21 protein-coding genes and 1 riboswitch are annotated in these 21,553 nt (G+C 70.1%); of the genes, 16 read left to right on the top strand and 5 right to left on the bottom strand.

All coding sequences use genetic code 11. The features are described 5' to 3' along the window. Nucleotides 1-5: 5 nt before the first annotated feature. Genes BM140_RS22505 through BM140_RS22490 form a run of 4 tightly spaced genes read right to left on the bottom strand, consistent with a single transcriptional unit; the run spans nt 6 to nt 5,774 of the window. Nucleotides 6-1,493, bottom strand: a complete 1,488-nt coding sequence (locus tag BM140_RS22505; RefSeq protein ID WP_165616529.1) for an ABC transporter permease subunit — start codon at nt 1,491-1,493, stop codon at nt 6-8. Beyond that, entirely contained in the window at nt 1,490-2,884 is a 1,395-nt protein-coding gene (locus BM140_RS22500; protein ID WP_091951336.1) for a DUF3526 domain-containing protein, read from the bottom strand. Before BM140_RS22500 ends, BM140_RS22505 begins: the two co-directional genes overlap by 4 nt. Next, the gene (locus BM140_RS22495; RefSeq protein ID WP_091951334.1) at nt 2,881-3,624 is read right to left on the bottom strand and encodes an ABC transporter ATP-binding protein; all 744 of its coding nucleotides are present in this window, start codon (nt 3,622-3,624) and stop codon (nt 2,881-2,883) included. The genes BM140_RS22500 and BM140_RS22495 overlap by 4 nt, the downstream gene beginning before the upstream one ends. Further along, nucleotides 3,624-5,774 (bottom strand): TonB-dependent siderophore receptor, encoded by a 2,151-nt coding sequence (locus BM140_RS22490; RefSeq protein ID WP_244535592.1) that lies wholly within the window; start codon nt 5,772-5,774, stop codon nt 3,624-3,626. Before BM140_RS22490 ends, BM140_RS22495 begins: the two co-directional genes overlap by 1 nt. Before the next feature lie 178 nt (nt 5,775-5,952). Then, nucleotides 5,953-6,159: riboswitch (cobalamin riboswitch) on the bottom strand. A 363-nt stretch (nt 6,160-6,522) separates the two neighbouring features. Here BM140_RS22490 and BM140_RS22485 point away from each other — a divergent pair. From BM140_RS22485 to BM140_RS22460, 6 genes are all read left to right on the top strand, one after another. Beyond that, entirely contained in the window at nt 6,523-7,029 is a 507-nt protein-coding gene (locus BM140_RS22485) for an RNA polymerase sigma factor (protein WP_091951332.1), read from the top strand. Nucleotides 7,030-7,115: 86 nt separating this feature from the next. Continuing rightward, nucleotides 7,116-8,066, top strand: a complete 951-nt coding sequence (locus BM140_RS22480; RefSeq protein WP_091951330.1) for a FecR family protein — start codon at nt 7,116-7,118, stop codon at nt 8,064-8,066. Between the two features lie 119 nt (nt 8,067-8,185). Beyond that, a complete protein-coding gene (locus BM140_RS22475; RefSeq protein WP_244535581.1) occupies nt 8,186-10,744 on the top strand; it encodes a TonB-dependent receptor in 2,559 nt (852 codons plus the stop codon). Between the two features lie 6 nt (nt 10,745-10,750). Beyond that, nucleotides 10,751-11,053, top strand: coding sequence for an iron transporter (locus BM140_RS22470; RefSeq protein WP_091951328.1), 303 nt, complete (start codon nt 10,751-10,753; stop codon nt 11,051-11,053). Next, nucleotides 11,050-12,627, top strand: a complete 1,578-nt coding sequence (locus tag BM140_RS22465) for a PepSY-associated TM helix domain-containing protein (RefSeq protein ID WP_091951326.1) — start codon at nt 11,050-11,052, stop codon at nt 12,625-12,627. Before BM140_RS22470 ends, BM140_RS22465 begins: the two co-directional genes overlap by 4 nt. After that, nucleotides 12,624-12,971 carry a DUF3325 domain-containing protein gene (locus BM140_RS22460; protein ID WP_091951325.1) on the top strand — a complete coding sequence of 116 codons (348 nt, stop codon included), beginning with the start codon at nt 12,624-12,626 and terminating at the stop codon, nt 12,969-12,971. Before BM140_RS22465 ends, BM140_RS22460 begins: the two co-directional genes overlap by 4 nt. A 64-nt stretch (nt 12,972-13,035) precedes the next feature. On the opposite strand, the gene BM140_RS22455 is transcribed toward BM140_RS22460, so the two are convergent. After that, nucleotides 13,036-13,677, bottom strand: a complete 642-nt coding sequence (locus BM140_RS22455; protein WP_091951323.1) for a response regulator — start codon at nt 13,675-13,677, stop codon at nt 13,036-13,038. 391 nt (nt 13,678-14,068) lie between these two features. Here BM140_RS22455 and BM140_RS22450 point away from each other — a divergent pair, with 391 nt between their 5' ends. The 10 genes from BM140_RS22450 to BM140_RS22405 form a co-directional block, all read left to right on the top strand. Beyond that, nucleotides 14,069-16,009, top strand: a complete 1,941-nt coding sequence (locus BM140_RS22450; RefSeq protein ID WP_244535580.1) for a PQQ-dependent methanol/ethanol family dehydrogenase — start codon at nt 14,069-14,071, stop codon at nt 16,007-16,009. Nucleotides 16,010-16,125: 116 nt separating this feature from the next. Continuing rightward, a complete protein-coding gene (locus BM140_RS22445) occupies nt 16,126-16,815 on the top strand; it encodes a pentapeptide repeat-containing protein (RefSeq protein ID WP_091951319.1) in 690 nt (229 codons plus the stop codon). Between the two features lie 11 nt (nt 16,816-16,826). After that, on the top strand, nt 16,827-17,234 hold the full coding sequence (locus tag BM140_RS22440; protein ID WP_091951317.1) for a hypothetical protein: 408 nt from the start codon (nt 16,827-16,829) through the stop codon (nt 17,232-17,234). A gap of 61 nt (nt 17,235-17,295) precedes the next feature. Then, nucleotides 17,296-17,757 carry a cytochrome c-550 PedF gene (gene pedF, locus BM140_RS22435; protein WP_091951315.1) on the top strand — a complete coding sequence of 154 codons (462 nt, stop codon included), beginning with the start codon at nt 17,296-17,298 and terminating at the stop codon, nt 17,755-17,757. An 8-nt stretch (nt 17,758-17,765) separates the two neighbouring features. Beyond that, on the top strand, nt 17,766-18,080 hold the full coding sequence (locus BM140_RS22430) for a hypothetical protein (protein ID WP_131803934.1): 315 nt from the start codon (nt 17,766-17,768) through the stop codon (nt 18,078-18,080). Further along, nucleotides 18,077-18,634 carry a cytochrome b gene (locus tag BM140_RS22425; RefSeq protein ID WP_091951311.1) on the top strand — a complete coding sequence of 186 codons (558 nt, stop codon included), beginning with the start codon at nt 18,077-18,079 and terminating at the stop codon, nt 18,632-18,634. Before BM140_RS22430 ends, BM140_RS22425 begins: the two co-directional genes overlap by 4 nt. After that, nucleotides 18,631-19,215, top strand: a complete 585-nt coding sequence (locus BM140_RS22420) for a rhodanese-like domain-containing protein (RefSeq protein ID WP_091951309.1) — start codon at nt 18,631-18,633, stop codon at nt 19,213-19,215. Before BM140_RS22425 ends, BM140_RS22420 begins: the two co-directional genes overlap by 4 nt. A 14-nt stretch (nt 19,216-19,229) precedes the next feature. Beyond that, complete coding sequence (locus tag BM140_RS22415; RefSeq protein WP_091951307.1) at nt 19,230-20,027, top strand: quinoprotein dehydrogenase-associated SoxYZ-like carrier; 798 nt, start codon at nt 19,230-19,232, stop codon at nt 20,025-20,027. Further along, complete coding sequence (locus tag BM140_RS22410) at nt 20,024-20,989, top strand: quinoprotein relay system zinc metallohydrolase 1 (RefSeq protein WP_091951305.1); 966 nt, start codon at nt 20,024-20,026, stop codon at nt 20,987-20,989. The genes BM140_RS22415 and BM140_RS22410 overlap by 4 nt, the downstream gene beginning before the upstream one ends. A 295-nt stretch (nt 20,990-21,284) precedes the next feature. Beyond that, on the top strand, nt 21,285-21,553 hold a 269-nt coding region (locus BM140_RS22405), incomplete at its 3' end, for a transposase (RefSeq protein WP_165616522.1).

Raw genomic sequence — 21,553 nt, 5'->3', positions numbered from 1 at the left:
GGCGATCATGCCGGCCATTGCTTGAGGCGCCGCGCCGCGAGCGCCGCGAGGAGGAGAGCCGCGGCTGCGAGGCAGACCAGGGTCAGGAGCGCCTGACGCTCGGCGGACCCACGCGCGTCGGCTGGCGCGAAGGCCGGCACCGCGTCGTAGGCGTCGAAATCGAGGCGGGCCGGGCACCCCGCGCAGACGGGCACCGGGTCGAGGACTTGAGCGAGGATGCGCGGCTCGAAGAAGGCGCGCAGGCTTCGCCGGTAAGTGGCGGCTTCAGAGAGAAAGGCCGCGTGCCGCCCGGCATCGGTGCCGGAGGCGGTCTCAAGCGCGAGCGCGAGGGCGGTGGCGGGCGAGAGCAGCGCGAGTTTCTGGCTCCAGGCCGAGGCCGCGAGCGCCTGCGCGCGCGCCGCCCGGTGATGGTCGGCCAGGGCCTCGTCGTAATGGGCGTCGCGGGCGAGGCGCTTCAGTTCGGGCGCGTCGGCGAGGCCGGGCCGGCGCGCGTCCTTGGGGAGCCTTGCTTCGAGCCATCCGGCCGTGACCGCCGCGGCCTCGTTTCCTGCGTAGAAGTGAGCCTGCGCCTGCCGGCTCGCGTCGATCGCGGCGATGCGCGACGGGACCGGCGCCAGGGCATCGACCGCGAGGCTCAGCGCGGTCGGCAGGGCGACCGTCAGGAAGGCCCAGGCCAGCACGAGGACGGCCAGCGCCGCCACCGCCCCGCGCCACAGGCTCGCCGCCAGCGCGCAGGCCGCGACCCAGAAGACGACGTAGGCCGCAAGCGCCGCCGCGAGCAGCGCCGCCGTTCCCGACCAGCCGGCGAGGTCGCCGAGGCCGCCCGAGAGCAGCAGGGCGAGCGCCGTCCCGCCGAGCGTCGCAGTGAGGGCGACGAGGGCGGCGGCCCCGAACTTGGCGCCGGCCACGCGGCGCGGACCCGTGGGCTGCGCCGCGATCATCCGCAGGATGCCGCTGTCGTGCTCGGAGGAGAGCCGCGTGCCGGCGAGCGCGATGATCGCGAGCGGAACGAGGACGACGAGGACGAAGGCGAGATCGAACGGGCCGAGCCGCAGGGCGGCGGCGGAACCGATCTCGGTGGCGGTGTCATCGAAGACCGTGCTGAAGCCGAAATCGATCTTCGTCACCGCCGGCTGCACGTCGGATTGACCAGCGGCGAGTACGGAGAGCGGCGTCGGCGGCTTCACCGCGTAGGCCGCCATGAAGTAGGTCCGATAGCCGAAGGCGTCGGTCGGGTCCTGCCAGTAGTTCACATTGATCGCGGCGGGCTGGCTGTAGCGGAGGTGTGCGGCCTTCGCCTCTCGGACGGCACGTTCGCTGTCGGCGGTGGCCGCCGCCAGGGCGGTGCGTGCGGCATCGACCCGCCCGGCGCCGGTCCAAGCGGCGAGGGCGAGCGCCGCAACGAGGGCGGCCAGGATCGCCCAGGTGAGGCGCTCGCGCAGGATCAGGCGCAGTTCGGCCGCGAGCAGCCGGGGAAAGCGGACGGCGCTCACGGCTTCAGCCTCCGGACCAGGGGGACGCACAGGCCGCCGACGCCCGCGAGCCACAGGGCGAGCACGAGGGCCGGAACGGCGGCGTCCGCCAGCGCGCGGGCCAACGGCAGCGGCGCGTGAGCGAAGGGCGGGATTTCCCGCCACAACTCGGGCCCGGCCACGAGGGTCGTGCCGCCGCGCTGGGGGCGGTCTCGGATCTCGGTGTTCATCCGCTCCGAGATCGAGCGGCGATAGGCCTCCACCGTCCAGACGAAATGGGCGTGCTGGGCGAAGTCGGTGCCGGCGAGCGTCTGCGACAGGGCCTGCAGGGCGATGCGCGGGGAGAGGAGGCCGGCCCAGGCGAAGGCCCGCTCCCGGGCCGCGATGCCCTCGAAGAAGGCGCCGAACTCGCGGTCGTAGAGGGCGAAGTGGTGGTCGTCGTTCTCGACCATCATCAGGCCGCGCAGATCGACGGGCAGTTCGTCGGCCTCGCTCACGCCATAGCGGGCCAGGATCTCGCGGGTGCGGCCGTCATTGGCCTCCGCCGTCCGGTGCGGGCGCATCTCTGCGTCGAGGCGGGCGCGGACCTCGCGGTAGGACACGGCCGGCACGAATGCCTCGACCGCGGTAGTGGCGAGGCGGGGCGCGGCGATGCAGAGGCCGACCCAGATCGCGAGCGCGGCGGCGAGTGCATGGCCGGCCGTGCGGGCGCGGAGCGAGACGAGCATTGCGACGAGCAGGAACAGGGCGGCGTAGGCGAGCTGCGCCGCGATCCAGGCCAGCAGCCGCGGCCAGAGCTGCCAGCCGCCGGCGTCCCGGCTCATGGCCGCCAGCGCACCGATCCCGAGGAGCGGCAGGCCGACGACGAGCACGAGGGCGATGAGCAGCGCCGCGAACCGGCCGGCGAAGAGGCGGCCCGGCGCGATGCCGTTGCCGAGCGCCAGCCGCAGGGTGCCGCGCTCCCGGTCGGCCGCGAAGGCGGAGAAACCGAGCAGGATTGCGCCGAGCGGCACCACGAGCCCGACGATGTCGGCGACGCTGCCGAGGCCGGCGCGGGCGAGCGGGCCGGCCTCCTGCACGGCGCGGTAGACCGCGTCGTTGAAGACGTGGGCCTCCACCCGTACCATCCGGCCGGTATAGGGCTCGCTGCCGGGATCGAGCACGGCGAGCGGCGCGGAGGGCTTGAACACCCACAGGCCGAAATGGTCGGCCGAATGCGGGTTCTTGGCATCCTGCCCGAGCCAGCGCGCGCGCTCGGCGGCGGTGACCGCATCAACGTCCTGCCCGTATCGGACGGCGTCGCGCCACGCCCCGAGCCCGGCCACGGCGAGCAGCAGGGCGAGCACCGCGCCGACCCAGCGCAGCCGCGCGTCCTGCAGGCACAAGGCGAGTTCCGCCCCGATCCGCCTCACGACGCGACCTCCGCGAGGCGCTCGATGTAGAGGCGCTCCAGGGCGGCGTGGTCGAGGGCCGTGGGGTCGATCTCCTCGACGATCCGCCCGCCGCTCAGCACGCCGACGCGACCGGCCATCTCGCGCACCCGGTAGAGGTCGTGGGTCGCCATCAGGACCGCGGTGCCCCGTTCGGCCGCCGCGCGGACGGTGGCGGAAAAGTCCGCCGCCGCGCTCGGATCGAGGCCGGAGGTCGGCTCGTCGAGGAGCAGCAGCCGCGCCCGGCGCGCCAGCGCCACCGCGATGCCGACCTTCTGGCGCATGCCCTTGGAGTAGGCGCCGGCCTTCCGCCCATGGGCCTCCGGGGCGAGTCCGGCCTCGGCGAGCAGGGCGCGCGCCTCGTCCTTCGACGGGTCGAGGCCGGCGAGCGTCGCGAAGTAGCGCAGGTTCTCCACGCCCGAGAGGCCGGGATAGAGCGCGACCTGCTCGGGGATGTAGGCCACGTGGCGGCGCGCGCCGACGGGGTCTTCCCCGGCCTCGATCCCGCAGACCCGGATCGTGCCGGCTTCCGCCCGGAGGAAGCCGAGGATCAGGTTGATCGTCGTGGTCTTGCCCGCTCCGTTGGGGCCGAGCAGCGCGAAGACCTCGCCGTCACCGAGGCGCAGGTCGAGCCCGGCGAGCGCCGTGCGGCTCCCGAAGCGCTTGACCGCGCCGTCGATCGCCAGAACCGACGCGTCGGCCGGAAGAGCGGACGCGCCCATCAGAACCGCACCGTCATCGTGCCGGTGAAGCGGCGCGGCGCGCCCGGATAGACCCGGAAGCGGTTGAGCGAACTCTCGTAATACTCGCTGTCGAAGATGTTCTCGACGTTCAGCCCGAAGCGGAAGTTCTCGTAGCGCCAATAGGCCAGGGCATCGACGGCGACGTAGGCCGGCAGGCTGAAGCTGTTGGTGGAATCCGCCGCCCGCTCGCCGACGCCGCGGATGCCGCCGCCGAGCCCAAAACCCTTCCACGGACCGGCTTGGACCTCGTGGACCGCGAGCAGGCTGCCCGAATGACGCGGCACGTTGATGAGCGGCGTGCCAATCGGAATCGTCCTGTCCTTCGTCACGACGGCGTCGGCGTAGACGTAGCCCGCCAGGATCTTGACCTCGGGCGTGAGTTGGCCCGCCGCCGTCAGTTCGACGCCCTGGCTGCGCACTTCGCCCGCCGCGATGGAAATGCCGCTGCCACTGGCTTCCGGCGTCAGCACGTTCCGCCGATCGACTCGGAACAGGGCCGCGGTCAGGCCCAGCGCCCCGCCGAACAGGTCGAGCTTGGCGCCGACATCGGCACCGATGCCGGTCTCCGGAGCGAAGGGGGCGGAACCGGGGCGCAGCGAGGCGGCCGCGTCCGGGCCGATATTCGGCCGGAAGCTCGTGCCGACATTGGCGTAGAGGGCGAGTTCGGGTGTCGGCTGGTAGACGAGGCCGGCCCGCGGCGTGGCCGCGAAATAGGTCTGGTCGACCTGGGAGCGGGGCGTGCGCTCGCGGAACGACTGCTCGAAGAAATCGAAGCGCGCGCCGACCAGCGCCTTCCATTCCGGGCTCAGCGCGATCTGGTCCTGCACGTAGAGTGCGGTGTTGGTGATCCGCTCGATGTTGTTGCGGAAGCGGTCGATCGGCGGCAGTGCCTGCCCGTATTGCGGATTGTAGATGTCGATTTCGTAGGTAGAACCCGGCCGGATCGTGGAACGGTTGTAGACCGTCCGGCTGTCGGTGCTCTCGCGCTCGAACCCGAGGAGCAGGGTGTGGCCGATCCCCGCCGTCTCGAAGCGGCCGACGAGTTCCGCCTGCCCGATCGCCACGTCCCAGCGGTAGTCGCGCACGTTGCGGTCGCGCGAGGCGATGCCCTTGTCGGTGATGGCGCGGATCTCAGCGGATTCGCCCTCCAGCGAGCCGGTGTTGAAGTAGGTGGCGAGCCGCATCTGCCAGTCGGCGTCGAAGCGGTGATCGACCCGCACCTGCATCGAGTTGTTGGTCTGGTAGGTGCTCTGCCCCGGCTCGCCGAGGAAGCGCGAGATCGGGATGATTCCGAGCCGTCCGTTCACCGCGACGACGCCGCGGTCGAACACGATCCGATTGCGCAGGAACTCGGTCTCGACGGTGATTCTTGTGTCGGGCGTGACTTGCCAGGAGATCACCGGCGCGACGAGCAGCCGGTCGCCGTCCACGAAATCGCGAAAACTGTTCTGGCGGCCCGCCGCGAGGTTGAAGCGGTAGAGCAGCGTGCCGTCCTCGTTCAGGGCGCCGCCGGAATCGAGCGTGCCGCGGAACTGCTCGAACGAGCCCCACAGGCCGCCCATCTCGACGAAGCGCTCGCGCGTGGGCTGCTTGGTGATGATGTTGACGAGCCCGCCCGGATCGCTGCGGCCGAACAGGCCGCCGCCGGGGCCTTTGAGCACCTCGATCCGCTCGACGTTCTGGGCGTCGGGCGGGGGCGGCGTGCCGCGGTTGAGCGGAAAGCCGTTCTTGTAGATCTCCGAGGTGGTGGTGCCGCGAATCGCGTAGCTGAAGATCGACAGGCCGCCGAAATTGTTCTGCTGGGCGACGCCCGGCGTGTAGTTGAAGACGCGATCGACGCGGGTGGCGGCCAGATCGGTGATGACTTCGCGCGGGGCCACGGTGACGACCTGCGGCACGTCGCGCTGGGGCGTGTCGGTCTTGGTCGAACTGACCGCCCGGTCGGCCCGGTAGCCCGGGCTCGGCCCGATCAGGCCGATCGCGCCGGAGACCGCCGTCCGTCCGGAGGGCGGCGCGTTGCCGGCGGCGCGACCCGTGCCCTCACCCTCGACCGAGATCTCGTCGAGCGTCGTGCTCTCCTGCGCGCGGGCCTCGAAGCCCGAGGCGCCGGCCGAGAGGATCGCGGCCAGGGCGAGGCGCGCTCCGGCTGAGGCGGTCGCAGGCGCAGAGATCGGGGGAATCGGGCTTCGACGAACGATCACCAAAACGCTCAAGGTTGTCGAGCGGCGGCCGTGCGGGTGCCCTCGCGGGAACCGGCCTAATCAGCCGGGCCCGCGCCTGCGCTCCGCCGGGGCACCCCGCCCGAGAGACGTATCGTTGTCCAAGGCAGGTCTCCTGGCTCGCGGGTCGGGGCCCCCGCCTGGCCTTCCCGGTGCGTGACACCAGTGACCCGGACGGCAGGGGCTCGCCGCTTACAGTTGCGGGGGCAGCCTCGGCCTCGCTCCGGAGAGCCCACCGAATTCCCTCTTCGCCCACGGACCGAAACCCGCGGGAACCTTGGCCCTGCAAACTTCGCCGATGGGACCGGCCCGGTCAATGCACTGCGGCGCACAATGCAACAATGTTACATCTTTTGTGGCCATCGGGACACAGGTGGCTCGGCCCGCCGGTCGGCCCGGCGTCGTTCGATGGCCTGCTCCGCCTGTCACATCGACGCAACAGGGACGCAAAATGAATCCATCGTTTTAATTATTCCAAATCATACCTCTTCGTCCCCCAAGGTTTTAATTCGAAATACCAGCGTCTTGGCCAGATAAAAAGATCAGTTTGGAAGGAATTCAAACTATCAGAGCATCCGCACAAGTCTTGCTTCATCGCTCACGCGACCGCAGGAGAACGACGGCGACGCGAGGGGCCGTGGGCGACAGGACTCGGGGAATGGACGGCATATCGGTCGATGCGCTTCATCGCCGCGAGGGATCGAAGCTGCAGCGCTTCCTCCTGCGCAGGCTCGGCAACCCGACCGACGCCGCCGACGCGACGCAGGAGACCTATCTGCGCATGCTCGCGGCCCTGTCGCGCACGCGGGTCGAGCACCCGCCCGCGCTGCTGTTCCGGATCGCCCACAACGTTGCCCTGCGCACCCGCAACCGCCGCCGGCTCGAGCACAGGCTGTTCGCCGACGAGGGCGAGGTGGACTTGGCGGAGGCCATCGACGGCTTCGCGCTGCCCGAGCGGCAGCTCATCGCGCGGCAGGAGCTGAAGCGCCTCGCCGCAGCCGTCGATGAACTGCCGCCGCGCTGCCGCAAGGTCTTTCTGCTGAGCCGGTTCGATCACATCGCGAACGGCGAGATCGCGACGCGCCTCGGCATCTCGCGCAACATGGTCGAGAAGCACATCATCAAGGCGCTGCTGCATTGCCGCCGCCGACTCGGCGATTTTTGAGACCACGACCTCAGGAGATCGGCGCCTCGTTGATCTAAAGGACGGAGAACATCGCCGGTCACACGGCGAGGTCCGGGGGAGACGGCGTGGCCGGCAGCGAACAGACCGACGCGGGCGACGACCCGATCATCGAGGCCGCCGCGGGCTGGGTCGCCCGCCTGTCCTCCGCCGACGCCACCGAGGCCGACCGGGCCGCGTTCGAGGCTTGGCGGGCCGCCGACCCGGCCCATGCCAGAGCCCATGCCGAGATGGAGAGCCTGTGGTGCCGGCTCGGGCAGTTGCCCGACCGCCGACCGGCGCCGTCCGGGACGCGGCGCGGGCGGGCCTCCAAGATCGTGCCGGGCCTCGCCGCCGCGGCCCTTCTCGCGGGCGTCCTGTCCGACCGGTACGGCCTGACGGATCGCCTGCGGGCGGACCTGTGGAGCGGCGTCGGCGACATCACCCATGCGACGCTGCCCGACGGCAGTCGCGTCGATCTCAACACCGACACCGCCCTGGTGCTGCGCTTCACCGCGGGGGAGCGCCGGATCGAATTGCTGCGCGGCGAGGCGAGCTTCGACGTGGTGCCGGACCCGAGCCGGCCGTTCACCGTCGTGGCCGGGGGCTTGAGCGCGCGGGCGGTCGGAACCCGCTTCTTCGTGCGCGCCGACGGGAGCGACAGCCCGGTCGGCGTCGCGGAAGGCCGCGTCGATGTCGTCGAGGCCGGCCGCCGGGCCCTGGTCTCGGCCGGGCAAGCCGTCCAGCGCGGCGGAGATTCCTCGCTGACCGCGACGGCGGCGAACGTGGAGCGCGACATGGCGTGGCGCGAGGGCCGCCTGCTCTTCGCCGGACAGACGCTGGCGACGGTGTTGACCGAACTCGGCCGCTACCGCCACGGCCGCATCCTCCTCCTCGACCGCCGCCTCGGCGAGCGGCGCGTGACCGGCGCGTTCGATGCCCGCGACACCGACGAGGCCCTCGACGTCATCGCCGCCACGATGGGCGCGCGGGTTTGGCGCGTCTCGCCCCTGCTGGTCCTCGTCGGATCGCCCTTCTGAAGAAAGGCAAAAAAAGTCGCGGCCCGACGTCAGGAGATCGTGCCCCCGTTGATCTTGATCGGTGAGGAGCGAGAGAACGCGAAGCGCGCCGCCCCTCGACGGATCGATGGGGCACGGACATGACATTTCGGGTCGGCAGGGTTTCACGGGGTCGGATCGCGGGGATCGCGCTGGCGGGCGTGTCGCTCGGGGTGATGGTGCAGGCCGCCGCCGCGCAGACGACCGCGCCGGCCCTGCGCTCCGTGAAGGCGGGGACCAGCGTCCGACTCGCCATCCCGAAGGGCCCGCTGGAGAGCGGCCTCGTCGCCTTCACCGAGCAGGCCGGGGTCAAGCTGGTCTATCCGACCGAGCTGACCGCGACGCTGGAGACCGGCGGCGTCGAGGGCGAGTTCTCCCCGCTCGACGCCCTGACCCGGCTCCTGGAGGGTACCGGCCTGATCCACCGGCCGGCGGGCGCCTCGACGATCACGCTGATCAACCCGCGCTACGTCCAGCTCGGCCCGGAGCCGACGACGGCCGTGTATCTCGACGAGTTGAGCGTCGCGGGCGAAGGCCGGGGAACGGCGATCGCCGCCGCCGGCCTGCCGCCCCGCTCCGGCACCGTCGGACAGCCCCCGGTGCCCTATGCCGGCGGGCAGGTCGCGACCGGAAGCCGGATCGGCCTTCTCGGCAACCGCTCCGTCATGAAGACGCCGTTCAGCACCACCGGCTTCACCGAAAAGCTCATCCGCAACCAAGAGGGGCGCTCGGCAGCCGACATCGTCACCAACGACCCCTCCGTGCGTTCGGACGCGCCCGTCTTCAGCGACCGCGACTCGTTCTTCATCCGCGGCTTCTCGGTCACCAGCGTCGACACCGCTTTCGACGGCCTGTTCTACCTCGCGAACCCACGCCGGATGCAGCTCGACGGCATCGAGCGCGTCGAACTGCTCAAGGGGCCGACGGCGCTGCTCACCGGCGGCGTCGGCCGCGTCGGCGGCACGATCAACCTCATCCCCAAGCGCGCCTACGACGAGCCGCTGACGCGGATCACCAACTCCTACTTCAGCAACGCCAATTTCGGGACGCATCTCGACCTCGGCCGTCGCTACGGCGACGCCAAGGAATGGGGCGTGCGCTTCAACGGCGCCTATCGCGCGGGCAACACGGCGCTGGACAACCATGCCCTCGAAGTGAGTAACGCGACGCTCGGGCTCGATTATCGCGGTGAGCGCTTCCGTGCCTCGCTCGACATGAGCCATCAACGGCAGAACGTCACCGCGCCGGCCTCGCTGTTCAGCGCGGTCGCGCCCGGCATCGCCATCCCCCGCGCCCCGAACGGCCGGATCAACACGGCGAGCCGGTTCGAGTACAACGACAGCGTCTACGACATGGTCGCCGGCCGGGTGGAGTACGACATCCTGCCCGAGACGACGGTCTACGTCGCGGGCGGCGTCAGCCGCTTCCGCGAGAACTCGCTGTCCTCGTTCTTCACGATCACCGACCCGAACGGCAGCGCTCTCAACTCCTACGCGATCGCGCCGACCGGGATCGAGGGCTATACCGGCGATGTCGGCTTCCGCAGCCGCTTCGAGACCGGCTTCATCGGGCATTACCTCACGGTCTCGGCCGTCGAAGCCAACAACAAGATCTTCCGGAACGGCTTCATCCCGGGAGCCTTGGGCTTGCCGCAGAATGTGCCGACCAACATCTACGACCCGGTCTACCTGCCGTTCGGCAGTATTCCGAACGTCTTCCCGCGCGCCGGCGCGCAGCCGCTTCAGGCCGACGGCCTGTACCGCAGCGTGGGCATTTCCGACACCCTGTCCGTCATGGACGACCGCATCCTGCTGACGCTCGGCGGTCGCTTCCAGGAAGTCGTCTCGAAGGCATTCCAGACCCGGCCGGGTGGTGTGTCCCCCGTGGGGACGGAGACGTATGGCTACGCCGAGGGCCGCTTCAGCCCCGCCGTCGCACTAGCGGTGCAGCCGATCGACAACCTCACGCTCTACGGCAACTACATCGAGGCGCTTCTCGAGGGGCCGACCGCGCCCGGCATCGGTGTGAGCAACCCCGGCGCGGTCTTCGCCCCGATCGTGAGCAAGCAGAAGGAGGTCGGCGTCAAGATCGATTTCGGTACGGCTATGCTCACGACCGGTCTGTTCGAGATCGAGCTGCCCAATGCCTTCGCTGCCCCCTCCGCCGTTCCCGGGGGGCTGCCGACCTTCGGGTTGAACGGCCTGCAGCGCAACCGTGGCGTCGAGGTCAACGTCTACGGCGAACCCGTGGAAGGCGTGCGCCTGCTCGGCGGCGTCTCCTTCATCGACGCGAAGCTCGCCAAGACGGCGGGCGGCACCTTCGACGGCAACGACGTGCCCGGAGTGCCGGACACCTCGGTCAGCCTCTATGGCGAGGTCGATCTACCGCCATGGATGCTTCCGGGACTGACCCTGACCGGCCGCGTCCTCTATTCCAGCAGCGTGTTCTACGATCAGGGGAACACGCAGGTCGTGCCGGGCTGGACCCGGTTCGACGCGGGGCTGCGCTATGCCTTCGAGGGCTATGCCGGCAGGCCCGTCCTGCTCAGGGCCACCGTTCAGAACCTGTTCGACGAGGCGTATTATGCCTCGGCCGCGCGGGGCTTCCTCGGTATCGGCGCGCCGCGCACCTTCATCCTGTCCGCATCGGTCGATTTCTGAGGCCCGATGGCGGCGCGAGGCCCATCGATCACCCTGCGCGAGCGGGCCTCCGTCGCCGGTCGGGTCGTGCTGGCGGCGGGCGGCGGCTACGGGATCGCGGCGCTCAGTGCCGCGCTCCTGTCGCTCGCGCTGCCGCTGGCGCGACCCGAGGCGGTGGCCGCCGCGACGCTTTCGAGTTTCGTCCTGATGCCGGTGATCGCCATCGTCGTCTTCGCGATGCGCTCGCTCCGGCGGGCGGCGCTCACGCTGGCGGGCATAGCTCTCGTGCTCGGCGGCGGGCTCTGGCTCGCGATGCGGGGCGCGCCGTGAAGGGCCGCTTCCGCCCGTCGATGGCGTGGCTGCACACGTGGTCCGGCCTCGTCGTCGGCTGGGTGCTGTTTGGGATCTTCGTCACCGGCACCGCGAGCTACTACCGCGCCGACATCACCCACTGGATGCGGCCCGAGCTGGTGCAGGCCGCGCCCGTCGCAGCGACCGACCTGCCGAAGGCGGCCGAGCGGGCGTTCGCCTATCTGGAGACGCACGCCTCGACGGCGAAGACGTGGTTCATCGGGATGCCGCGGCCCGACCGGCCGCTCCTCGACCTGTTCTGGCGCACCCGCCCCGGCACGCCGCCGGGCCATGTGCTGCTCGACCCCGCGACCGGTGCAGAGGCGATGGTGCGCGACACCGAAGGCGGCGACTTCCTCTACCGCTTCCACTACGAGCTGCACATGCCGCCGCTCTGGGGGCGCTGGATCGTCGGCGCCTGCGCGATGATCATGCTGGTGGCGCTGATCACCGGCATCGTCACCCACAAGCGGATTTTTTCGGATTTCTTCACCTTCCGCCGGGACAAGGCGGCCCGCCGCAGCTTCCTCGACGCGCACAACGTCACCGGCGTGCTGGCGCTGCCGTTCCACCTGATGATCACCTATACGGGGATCGTCGCGCTCGCGACGTTCTACATGCCCTGGGGCGTCACGACCGCCTACAAGGGCGACACCCGTGCCTTCTTCGCAGAGGCCGGCTGGATCACCGCGCCGCGTCCGCCCGTCGGGCGACCCGCCCCGCTGGCCCCGGTCGGGCCGATGATCGCGCAGGCCCTGGCGAGCGTACCGGAGCGGCTCGAACGGCTGACCGTCACGAATTTCGGCGACGCCGGAGCCACCATCGTCGCGATGTTCGAGGAGCCGCACGGCCTCGCCCACACCCCGACCCACATCGCCTTCGACGGGACGAGCGGTGCGCTGCTGGAGATCCGCGGCGGCGATCTCAAGCCTGCGGCAAGGACCATCTCGACCCTGATCGGCCTGCACGTGGCGCATTTCGCCGATACCGGCTTGCGGCTGCTGTTCTTCCTCTGCGGGGTGATGGGTTCCGCCATGGTGGCGACCGGCCTCGTGCTGTGGTCCCTCGCCCGGCTGCCGAAGGTGGAGGCGGAAGCCGCCCTCGGCCTGCGCCTCGTCCAGGCGCTCAACATCGGCAGCATCATCGGCCTGCCCGCGGCGGTCGCGGTCTACTTTCTCGCCAACCGGCTGCTGCCCGTCGGGCTCGCAGACCGTGGGGAGTGGGAAATCCGTGCCTTCTTCGCCGCCTGGATCGTGGCGGCCCTGATCCCGCTGGCCCGGCCACACCGCCGGGCCTGGAGCGAGATGTCGATGCTGGTCTGCGGCCTCTGCCTCGCCGTCGTGGCGGCCGACATCGCCACGATCGAGGCGCATCCCTTGCGCCGGCTCGGTGAGGGCGAGGCCCTGTTCCTGTGGTTCGACGGGGCGATGCTGGCGCTTGCCGCCCTGTTCGCGTTCGCCGCCCGGAAGGTCGCGCGCCACCGGGGCCCGTCCCGTGTCGAGCCTCGGCGCGAGCCGGTGCTCGCGGCCCCGGCGGAGCGGGTCCGCGCATGACGCCCGCGATCCTCGCGCTCAATCTCGGCCTGAGCTTCGCCGCGCTCGCCGCACTCTGCCTCAGCCTGAACCGGCACCATGCGGAGATCTTCGGGACCAAACCGAGCGGGCGGCGGGTCGTGTTGCTGCGCGTTCTCGGCTGGGCCGGCATCGCGCTCGGCCTGCTCGTCGCCGGGGAGGCGGAGGGTTGGGGCTTCCGGCCGGTGCGGTGGGTCGGCGCGCTGTCGGGCGCCGGTGTCGGCCTCGTCCTTCTCTTGTCCTACCGCCCCCGCCTCGTCGCCCCGGCCGGCGCCGCCGCCCTTGGCCTTGCACTGGCGGGGGGCGCGCTCCTGCACGTCACTTGACCGCGAGTCTCGCGGCGGCGTCCCGCCTTCACAAGCGTGACAGTTGCTCTTCACCGATGGCGGATCACATCCCGACGCGGTCGAAGTCCAGCGCCGAGGCGCAGAGCGCCACCTGGGTCCGGTTGCGCACGCCGAGCTTGCGCATGATTTCGGAGACGTGGGCCTTCACCATCGAATCGCCGATGCCGAGTTCGAACGCGATCTGCTTGTTGAGCTTGCCCCGCTTGATCATCGACAGCACGTTCATCTGCGCGGGCGTCAATGCGGCGATGCGCGCGGAGGCGTCGGCCGTCTCGCTCGCCTCGGGCTCGTGGACCTGCGCGAGGTCGGGCACGTAGATCGAGCCGCGCATGATGCTGTCGAGCGCCTCCATGTAGGTCGCCCGCGTCGCCGATTTCGGCACGAAGCCCGCCGCCCCGAGCCGCAGCGCCTCGCGCACGATCCGCCCTTCCTCCAGCCCCGAGCAGACGAGGATCGGGATGCGGGGGAAGCGGATGCGCAGGGACATCATCCCGTCGAAGCCGGTCACGCCCTTCATCGACAGGTCGAGCACGATCACGTCGATGCCGGGCCGCTCGGCCAGCACGGCCTTCGTCGCCCCGATCGAGTCCGCCTCCTCGATGCGGGCATGCGGCAGCCCGAGGCGGATCGTGCTGCGCAAAGCCTCGCGGAACAGCGGATGGTCGTCCACCAGGATGATGTGCATCGCGTCCACTCGTTCGGGCGCAACCCGCGGCGCCTGGACTGTAAAAGTGATGCTCGCGCCGCCGGACGAGCGTCAAGGGGGCAGTTTCAAACAAATTCATTATGGTCATCGGGCCGGATCGCAATTCTATTTTGGCAAATCAGGCCGGGATAAACTTGCAATTCTAAGACTTCCCTATGAAGCATGGACGAAAGTTAGCGTGCGGCGGGCACTCTTTCCCGTCATATCTCCATTCGAGCCCGGTCTCGGGACGCCAAGCTCTCACGTAGTATTCGGGCCAGCCGCTCGCCGCGGCGGATCGTCGGATGCTTGCCGTGAGGCTCCCGCTGACCGGCTCCCCATCAGAATCGAAAGACGCGGCGCGGCCCACGCGACCGCAAGGGAGAGACGCATGGCCAGGAAGACAGCGGGGCACGGCCCCCGCACGCTGATGCTCGCCACCGCTTCGTCGCTGATCCTGTCCGGCCTGCTTATGGCGGCGCCCGCCTCGGCCCAGAAAACGGAGACCAAGGATGCCCCCAAGGCTGAGAAGGCCTCGACCGGCGCCGCGGTGACCTGGGAGGACATCCTCAACGACCAGAACACCGACAAGGACGTGCTCATGTACGGCATGGGCATCAAGGCTCAGCGCTATTCGGGGCTCGACAAGATCAACACCAAGAACGTCAGCCTGTTGAAGCCGCGCTGGTCGTTCTCCTTCGGCGACGAGAAGCAGCGCGGCCAGGAAGGCCAGGCGCTGGTGCATGACGGCGTGATCTACATCACCGCCTCCTACTCGCGCATCTTCGCGCTCGACGCCAAAACCGGCAAGAAGATGTGGTCGTTCTCGGCCCGCCTGCCCGACGACATCCGCCCCTGCTGCGACGTGGTGAGCCGGGGTGCGGCGATCTACAACGGCAAGATCTATTTCGGCGCGCTCGACGCCTCGATGTACGCGCTGGACGCCAAGACCGGTAAGGTCGTCTGGAGCAAGAAGTTCGACGACCACGCCGCCGGCTACGCCTATACGGGCGCGCCGAACATCATCAAGGACAAGAAGACCGGCAAGGTCGTCCTGATCCACGGCAACTCGGGCGACGAGTTCGGCGCGCAGGGCAAGCTCTACGGCCGCGATCCCGAGACCGGCGAGGAGATCTGGATGCGGCCCCTGGTCGAGGGCCATATGGGCCGCCTCAACGGCAAGGACTCGACCCCGACCGGCGACGCCAAGGCGCCGTCCTGGCCCAACGACAAGGACGGCAAGAAGGTCGAGGCGTGGAACCACGGCGGCGGCGCCCCCTGGCAGACCGGTGTCTACGACGAGAAGACCAACACCTTCGTCATCGGCACCGGCAACCCGGCCCCGTGGAACCACCATTACCGCTCCGGCCCCGGCGGCGACTGGAAGCCCTACGACAGCCTCTACACCTCGGGCCAGATCTACATCGACCCGTCGAACGGCGAGCCGGTGGGCTTCTTCCAGCACACCCCGAACGATGCGTGGGATTACTCGGGCAACAACGAGGTCATCCTGTTCGACATGGAGAAGGACGGCAAGACCATGCGCCTCGGCGCGCATGCCGACCGCAACGGCTTCTTCTTCCTCACCGACACCGACAAGCTCACGGCGCGTGACGGCCAGATCAGCAAGCAGACCGCCTTGGTCGCCGCCTATCCCTTCGTGAAGGACATCACCTGGGCCACCGGCTGGGACCTGAAGACCGGTCGTCCGATCGAGGTCGAGGGCCAGCGCCCGCCGGCCCCGGAGGAGGGCCAGTCCAAGGGCAAGTCGATCAAGGTGACGCCGAACTTCCTCGGCGGCAAGAACTGGAACCCGATGTCCTACTCGCAGCAGACGGGGCTGTTCTACATCCCGTCGAACGACTGGACCGAGGATTACTGGACCGAGAACGTCACCTACAAGGCAGGATCGGCCTATCTCGGCCAGGGCTTCCGCATCCAGCGCAAGTTCGACACCCATGTCGGCGCGCTGCGCGCCCTCGACCCGAAGACCGGCAAGATCGTCTGGGAGCACCTGGAAGCGATGCCGCTCTGGGCCGGCACCATGACGACCAAGGGCGGGCTCGTCTTCACCGGCACCTCGGACGGCTTCGTGAAGGCCTTCGACGCCAAGACCGGCAAGCAGCTCTGGGCGTTCCAGACAGGCTCGGGCGTGGTCTCGGTGCCGAGCACCTGGGAAATGGACGGCAAGCAGTACATCGGCATCTCCTCGGGCTACGGCGGCGCGGTGCCGCTGTGGGGCGGCGACATGGCCGACCAGACCAAGCTCGTCTCGCAGGGCGGCTCGTTCTGGGTGTTCGAGCTGCCGACCGACACCGCCTCGGCGCAGTGATCCGACCCGCGGGAGGGTCTTTTTCGATCCTCCCGCCGCCACGGCCGGGCTGGCGCCGCGACGCGCCGGCCCGTTGCCGAGACATCCGAGAGAATCCCGAAAAAGGAGCTGACCCGATGTCGGCCCGGACCTGCGGCGCCCGGCGCGCCCTCCTGATCGCCGGCCTTTTCGCATACGCCCTGCCGGCGGCGGCCCAGACGGTGGTCCTTAATCGCGAGGAGCGGCCCGACCCCTGGGTGGTCGGCGGCTGCACCATCGCCCCCGGTGCGAAATGCGCGGGCGCGGACCTGCGCCATGCCGACCTGAAGAACGCCGACCTCGGCGGGGCCGACCTCACCGGCGCCAACCTCGCCCGCGCCGACCTGCGCGGAGCGAACCTGCGCGGCGCCATCCTGGAAAAGGCCAATCTCAGCGGGGCCCAGCTCCAGATCGCTTTCATGCAGGGCGTGAAGGCGAAGGACGCCCGCTTCGTCGGGGCCAATCTCGACCATGCCCGCATCGTCGGCGGCGATTTCAGCGGCGGCGACTTCACGGTGGCCGACCTCGAAATGGTCCAGGCCAAGCGCGCCCAGTTCGTCGGCGCCCGCTTCATCGACACCGACCTGCAGGAAGCGAAGTTCTACGAGGTGAATCTCACCGGCGCGGTGATGGACGGCGCCAAGATCCGCTTCGCGATCTTCCAGGATGCCTGGATGCAGGATTGCAAGGGCTGCCCGGTCCACTGGCAGACCGACAAGCCCGTCTGGGAGGCCTACCCAGCCGCCACCGCCCCGAAGCACGAGGACGAACCGCAGGCGGGCAAGTGACGGCGCGGCCGATGGCGCTGGCAATGCTCGGCACGATGCTCTCGCTTCCGGCGCTCGCCGCGGGCGAAGCGGAAGCCGGGATGCGCGCCGCCTTCGCCAAGTGCCGCGCCGCCGAGGACAAGGGCGAGCGGCTGGCCTGCTACGACCGGCTCGCCGCACAGCTCGCGCCGCCCCGATTCCACGGCCGTCTAACTGCGCAGACCGACCCGTTCGAGATCACGGCGCCGACGCTGCTGCGCTACGAGAGCGATGGCCCGATCTTCGTCCTGTACCTCAAGGATGCGGCCGGCGGCATCGTCCAGAACCTGCACATCGGCGGCGGCGGCAGCGCCACCCACCGCATCGACACGCCTGGAACCTATTCGCTGCAGGTCAGCGGGTCGGAGACGTGGCGCATCTGGGTGGACCCGGCCCCGTGAGCCGCGCCCGCCCCTCCGTCCGTCACGACGCATTCCCCTCCGAGAAGAAAAGGCACAGCCTATGATCCGCACGCTCCGGGCCGCCGCCCTCGCCCTTCCGCTCGCGATCCCGCTCGCCCTCGCCACGACCGCCCTCGTCCACGCCCACGGCGACGGCGCCCCCTCGGCCATCGACACAACCGGCCTGGAGCCGCTCGGCGAAAACGACCGCGACAAGAACCCCTATGTCGGCAATGCCAAGGCGGTCGAGATCGGCGCGTCCGGCTACAACAAGAACTGCGCCCGCTGCCACGGCATCGACGCCAAGTCCGGCGGCATGGCCCCGGACCTGCGCGAACTCGACAAGACCGAAGCCTCCGACATCTACTTCCTGACCCGCGTGCGCGGCGGCGCTCAGCGCGACGGCCGCTACCGCATGCCCCCCTTCGCCGACATCCTGAGCCAGGAGGCGATCTGGGCGATCCGCACCTACATCGAAAGCGAGGCCGACAAGGACCCGGCCATCGCGGCCAAGATCAATTGATCGCGCGGATGCTCGCGCATTCGGCCTCGGCGCTCGCGCTGGCGGGAGGACTGCTCCTGCCCGCGCCCGCGCGCGCCGAGGTCAAGGAATACCAGATCCGGCGCATGCTGATGCTGAAGACGGAGTGCACGGTGACCGGGCTCGACATCGCCCGGATCGCCGACGATCCGCGCCTGCGCGAGCGCTTCCTCGCGACCTGCGAGAACGTCAGCCACTATCCCGACGGGGTCGAGATCGTCTGCCCCGACACGGAGGACGAGCGCGACTGCACCCTGCTCACCGCCAAGCGCGAGTTCCCCCACCTGAGGCTGCTCGCGCGATGACGGCCCCCGCGCCCTGGCCCGGCCGCCTCTCGCTCGGCCTGCATTGGGGCGTCGGCGCGGGCGTGCTCGGGCTGCTCGCCTTCGGCTTCTGGCTGCGCACCGTGCCGGGCGGGCCGGACAAGACCGCGCTCGTCCAGATTCACAAATCCGTCGGCGTCATCGTCTTCGCCGCCGCGCTCGCCCGCGTGGCGTGGCGGATGCGCGAGGGTTTTCCCGTGCCCGCCGGGCCGCACGCGCCCTGGGAGCGGCGCGGCGCGATTCTCCTCCACGTCTTCCTCATCGCGGCGACGCTGCTGATGCCGCTCTCCGGCATCCTGCGCTCGCTCGCCTATGCCCGGCCGGTCTCGGTGTTCGGGCTGCCGCTGATCCCGAAGCTGTTCGAGGCCAAGCACGAGACGCTCTACGCCGTCGCCTCCAACCTCCACGACGGGCTGGCGCTCCTTTTGAGCGCGGCGCTCGCGCTCCACGTGGCGGCGGCCCTCAAGCACCACTGGATCGACCGCGACGCCACGCTCACCCGCATCCTCGGCCTCACCCGGAGGAGCGGGCGATGAGGCGCGCCGCCCTCGCCGCAGCCTTCGCTCTCGCCGTCCTCGCGGGCGCCGCCCGGGCCGATCCGGCGTCCGACTTCGACAGCGACGAGGCCACCGGCTACCGGGTGCAGAACTACCGCGCCCCGGTGACTCGCCCGGTCGAGGGCGGGACGCGGATCGATCTTCCCGCCCTCGACCGCCTGCGGGACGAGGGCGCGGTGCTGATCGACACCATGCCCCAGCGCGGCGGCACCGATCCGGCCACCGGCGCGTGGCGCCTCGTCGATCGCCGCGAGACCATTCCCGGCGCGACGTGGCTGCCCGAGACCGGCCGCGGCCAGCTCGAACCGCGGCTCGCCGCCTACTTCGCCCGTCATCTCGCTAGGCTCACGGGGGGCGACTGGGCGCGCGCGATCGTGTTCTTCTGCCTCGCCGATTGCTGGATGTCGTGGAACGCGGTCAAGCGCGCCGCCGCGCTGGGCTACACCCGCCTCTACTGGTTCGCCGACGGCACCGACGGCTGGACGGAGGCCGAGCGCCCGCTGGTCGAGGCCGTCCCACCGCCCGTTCCGCCCACCATGCCGACCCTCGAAGACCGCTGAGCCGAGGCCCCGCGATGCCCTTCCTGTCCCCCTTCAGGCCCCTGATCGACCGGCCGTTCGCCCGCACGGCGGCCCGATCCAGCGGCAGCCGCGACCCGCTCGATTCGCCGCTCTGGCCGACCATGGCCGAGCGCTATCTTGGCGGGCGCAGCGCCGTGTTCGACGACGCGGTGCAGGTGGTGCTGCCCCCCGTCACCGAGGATCAGACCCAGGTGCCGGTGACCGTCGATGCCCGCGCGCTCGGGTCCGCCGACGAGGTGCTCGTCATCGCCGACCTCAATCCATTTCCGCTGACCCTGCGGCTGGAGCCGGTGGCGGCCAAACCCTTCGTGGCCTTCCGCATGAAGATCGAGCAGGGCACGCCGATCCGCGCCGCGGTCCGCCGGGGCGAAGTCTGGCATGTCGGTGGGCGCTATCTCGACGCCGCAGGCGGCGGCTGCTCGGTGCCGCCGGTTGTGGAGAAGAAGGTCGATTGGAAGAGCCTCGGCGAGACCCGCGCCCGGGTCTGGAGCGAGGTGGACGGCCTTCGCCTTCGGCTGCGCATGACCCACCCGATGGACACCGGCATGCTCGCCAACATCCCGCTCTTCCTGATCGAGGAACTGAGCGTGTCCGACGCCGCTGGCACCGTGCTGGCCCGCCTCACCCTGCAGGAGCCGGTGGCCGACAACCCGACGCTGACGCTCCTGCCGGACCGCCCGGCGACCGGCGAGGCCCTGACGCTCAACGCGCGCAACACCAACGGCACGACCTTCACGGTGCGGGTGCCGATCCCGCGAGGCGCGTCCGCCGGCCAGGAGGGACGGCTGTGAGCCAGGAGACCACGTTCACCCGCCGCGCCGGCCTCGCCCTCGGGCTCTGCGCCGCCGCCCTGCCCTGGCTCCCGGCCGAGGCCGCGCCGCTCGCCTATCCCCTCGCCCCCGTCGAGATCGCCCCCCGCGTCTGGACGATCTACGGCGCTCCCGAACCCATCACCCGCGCCAATGGCGGGGCGATCGCCAACATCACCGTGCTCGACACCAGCGACGGCGCGGTGCTGATCGATGCCGGCCCCTCGCACCGCTACGGCACGGCGCTCAAGGCGCTGGCCGAGCGCCTGACCGGCAAACCAGTGGTGCAGGTCTACCTCACCCATATCCACGCCGACCACGTGCTTGGCGCGACCGCCTTCGATCCCGGCGCGGTCAGCGGCGGACCGGCTCTGCGCGGCGACCTGAAGCGGGCCGGCACCGACCTTACCAACGGCATGTACCGGGTCGCGGGCGACTGGATGCGCGGCACCGGCGTGCCCGAGCCCGGCCGCGTCGCGGAAGCGGGCGTCGAGACCATCGGCGAGCGCCGCTTCCGCATCCTGCCGCTTGCCGGCCACACCCGCGAGGATCTCTGCCTGTTCGAGGAATCCTCCGGCCTGCTGTTTCCCGGCGACCTCGTCTTCCTCGACCGCGCCGCCACCACCCCCGACGCCGATCCCGAGCGCTGGCGCGGCGCGCTCACGACGCTCAGTGAGATCGATCACCGCCTGCTGATCCCCGGCCATGGCCCGGTCGAGGCCGGACGCCGCGGCATCGATCAGACGCGGCGCTGGCTCGACACGGTCGAGGCACGCATCGGCGACGGCTTCTCCCGCGGGCTCGATGTGACCGAGTTGATGGCCGAGCCGCTTCCGGACTGGACCACCGGCCTCGCTGTGGTGCGCTACGAGTTCGCCCGCTCGGTGATGCACCTGCTGCCGGCCCTGGAGCGTCGCGACCTGCCGCGATGCACTCAAGCTTGATCCGAGACCAATCAGCAGTTCAAAGCCAGCATGTCCAAGGTTGGCTTCGGGCGCGTCCGTAGCCATTCCCACGAGCCGCGGCCACCCTGGGAGTGGCTCATATGCGCGATGTTGGAAACGATCTGGTGCCAGTCCGACACGGATGCTTCCGGCATCCCTGGGCAGCGACATCGCCCAGGGGACCTCGCTAATGCGAACCACCATCAGAATGTTGTGGCCGCCAAGACTCTGACCTGACCGGCTGGCTTTGGACCGGGCTGATTGAGAGGATCAGCCAGGACTGAAGGAGTCGGACATGCGGCGAGGTCAGAAGACGAGCGCGGAGCAGGTTGTGCTGAAGCTGCGCCAGATCGAGGTGCAGACCGCCCAGGGCAAGAGCTTGGCGTTGGCGTGCAAGGAGGCAGAGATCTCCGAGCAGAGCTATTACCGCTGGCGCAAGGAGTACGGCGGCCTGCAGGTCGATCAAGCCAGGAAGATGAAGGATCTTGAGCGCGAGAATGCTCGGTTGCGCCGCCTCGTGGCGGATCTATCCCTGGAGAAGCAGGTGCTGGCGGACGTCGCCTC

This window comes from Methylorubrum salsuginis (genome assembly GCF_900114375.1).
GTDB lineage: Bacteria > Pseudomonadota > Alphaproteobacteria > Rhizobiales > Beijerinckiaceae > Methylobacterium > Methylobacterium salsuginis.
Note: the sequence above shows the minus strand (reverse complement) of the source record. Positions and strands in the feature narration are given on the sequence as shown.

What these genes read in the sequence shown, in the direction of transcription:
- BM140_RS22440 (WP_091951317.1), top strand. Translation starts at nt 16,827, where the DNA reads ATGGCGCTGGCAATGCTCGGCACGATGCTCTCGCTTCCGGCGCTCGCC.
- pedF (WP_091951315.1), top strand. Translation starts at nt 17,296, where the DNA reads ATGATCCGCACGCTCCGGGCCGCCGCCCTCGCCCTTCCGCTCGCGATC.
- BM140_RS22445 (WP_091951319.1), top strand. Translation starts at nt 16,126, where the DNA reads ATGTCGGCCCGGACCTGCGGCGCCCGGCGCGCCCTCCTGATCGCCGGC.
- BM140_RS22475 (WP_244535581.1), top strand. Translation starts at nt 8,186, where the DNA reads ATGACATTTCGGGTCGGCAGGGTTTCACGGGGTCGGATCGCGGGGATC.
- BM140_RS22425 (WP_091951311.1), top strand. Translation starts at nt 18,077, where the DNA reads ATGACGGCCCCCGCGCCCTGGCCCGGCCGCCTCTCGCTCGGCCTGCAT.
- BM140_RS22460 (WP_091951325.1), top strand. Translation starts at nt 12,624, where the DNA reads ATGACGCCCGCGATCCTCGCGCTCAATCTCGGCCTGAGCTTCGCCGCG.
- BM140_RS22455 (WP_091951323.1), bottom strand. Translation starts at nt 13,677, where the DNA reads ATGCACATCATCCTGGTGGACGACCATCCGCTGTTCCGCGAGGCTTTG.
- BM140_RS22485 (WP_091951332.1), top strand. Translation starts at nt 6,523, where the DNA reads ATGGACGGCATATCGGTCGATGCGCTTCATCGCCGCGAGGGATCGAAG.
- BM140_RS22495 (WP_091951334.1), bottom strand. Translation starts at nt 3,624, where the DNA reads ATGGGCGCGTCCGCTCTTCCGGCCGACGCGTCGGTTCTGGCGATCGAC.
- BM140_RS22450 (WP_244535580.1), top strand. Translation starts at nt 14,069, where the DNA reads ATGGCCAGGAAGACAGCGGGGCACGGCCCCCGCACGCTGATGCTCGCC.
- BM140_RS22430 (WP_131803934.1), top strand. Translation starts at nt 17,766, where the DNA reads ATGCTCGCGCATTCGGCCTCGGCGCTCGCGCTGGCGGGAGGACTGCTC.
- BM140_RS22420 (WP_091951309.1), top strand. Translation starts at nt 18,631, where the DNA reads ATGAGGCGCGCCGCCCTCGCCGCAGCCTTCGCTCTCGCCGTCCTCGCG.
- BM140_RS22415 (WP_091951307.1), top strand. Translation starts at nt 19,230, where the DNA reads ATGCCCTTCCTGTCCCCCTTCAGGCCCCTGATCGACCGGCCGTTCGCC.
- BM140_RS22470 (WP_091951328.1), top strand. Translation starts at nt 10,751, where the DNA reads ATGGCGGCGCGAGGCCCATCGATCACCCTGCGCGAGCGGGCCTCCGTC.